The following is a 1,648-nucleotide window of genomic DNA, read 5'->3' on the forward strand; positions in this document are numbered from 1 at the left end:
GTGATTCAGCGAGGATTTCACGTGCTTTGTTGGTGATAGTTTTATTTTCTCGTTCAGCAATGATTTGAAGTTTATCTTTGAGATCATCTTCAATTCTAAAGCTCACCGTTGTTGTTTTTTTGCTCTCTGCCATTAATTCCCCTTTTTTCTCGTTGTCTAAAAACGTTGACGTACAAGGCTCTAAGGTGTGTTACCTATGCGTTTTTAATTGGTTTGTTAAAAATATCTCCAAATACAAAATTACAGGCACGAGGGCGACGATACACAAACGGGGACAAAATGGGGACATTTTTACCGTTTATTACCGTCGCGTACTCAGGGGGCTTTCCCCTGATACCCCGAAGCCTCTACGAGTCTTTTTCTGACGCGCTGCGCTTGTCCAACGATTCACAGACAGATAAAAATTTTATCTGCCCGTTCACCGTTTATGAGTCAAACGGGAAGATAATTATTTTGAAGGTTAAGGGGTAATTTTTGTGGCTAATAAAATAATGTTAAAAACGAAGCCAAACGGCACAGAAACCGTTCTAAACTTTCAGGGTAGATTTGGGTGTTTGATAGGGTGATCGTGTCTTAAAATCGTTTTGAGGGGCTTTAATGCGGATGAATGGGCGGTTTTAGTAAACTAACTCGCCCGTTTAACATAAAAGGGATTGTATGAATCAATTTTAGCTAGAGTTTAAGGTTGTTCAAATTAATGTACAATGATTGCACTGTATAAATAACCAGGTGTAGCATGTATGGAAAAGCACTTTATCAATGAAAAGTTTTCACGAGATCAATTTACGGGGAATAGAGTTAAAAATATTGCCTTTTCAAATTGTGATTTTTCAGGGGTTGATTTAACTGATACTGAATTTGTTGATTGTAGTTTTTACGACAGGAATAGCTTGGAAGGGTGTGATTTTAATAGAGCCAAACTAAAAAACGCTAGCTTTAAAAGCTGCGATTTATCAATGAGTAATTTTAAAAACATTAGCGCCTTAGGTCTTGAAATTAGTGAGTGTTTAGCTCAAGGAGCTGATTTTCGAGGGGCTAATTTTATGAATATGATAACTACAAGGTCATGGTTTTGTAGTGCTTATATAACCAAGACAAATCTTAGTTACGCTAATTTTTCTAGAGTCATATTAGAAAAGTGCGAACTGTGGGAAAATCGCTGGAATGGCACTGTGATAACTGGCGCCGTGTTTCGTGGCTCCGATCTTTCTTGTGGGGAGTTTTCATCGTTTGATTGGTCTTTGGCTGATTTTACTGGTTGTGATTTAACGGGTGGGGCGCTTGGCGAGCTTGATGCAAGGCGAATTAATTTAGATGGAGTGAAGTTGGATGGAGAGCAGGCGCTTCAGCTTGTTGAGAGTTTAGGTGTTATTGTTCACCGATAAAATCTAGGTAAAAAACGCCTAATGCCCCAATGTGGTACTAATCAAAACGGAGCGAAGCGACATCTTCATCTTGTCTTTGCTTTTCTCCATGATCAGTTATTGGGTCATGGTCTCTTAGCTCGTTAATCTGGCTAAGTCTGGTTAGGTTGGGCTTCTTTCGACGGTGCAATCCAAGAAATCCCTAGTCCGTTGATTGGTGCTCTTATCAGGTACGCACTGTAATCTTTCGATACCGCAGCGTGATTCGGAGGCAGAGCCGGAAT

Annotated in this window: 1 protein-coding gene; it reads left to right on the forward strand. The window is 39.8% G+C overall.

Going from position 1 to position 1,648, the window contains the following annotated elements; translation table 11 throughout:
- Positions 1 to 740: 740 nt before the first annotated feature.
- Positions 741 to 1,385 carry a quinolone resistance pentapeptide repeat protein QnrD1 gene (locus FTV37_RS17320; protein ID WP_012634451.1) on the forward strand — a complete coding sequence of 215 codons (645 nt, stop codon included), beginning with the start codon at positions 741 to 743 and terminating at the stop codon, positions 1,383 to 1,385.
- The last annotated feature ends 263 nt before the right edge of the window (positions 1,386 to 1,648 follow it).

It is taken from the genome of Acinetobacter sp. YH16042, assembly GCF_013417245.1.
GTDB lineage: Bacteria > Pseudomonadota > Gammaproteobacteria > Pseudomonadales > Moraxellaceae > Acinetobacter > Acinetobacter amyesii.

Excerpts from the sequence above, each read along its gene's own strand:
- FTV37_RS17320 (WP_012634451.1), top strand. The coding sequence starts at position 741 with ATGGAAAAGCACTTTATCAATGAAAAGTTTTCACGAGATCAATTTACG.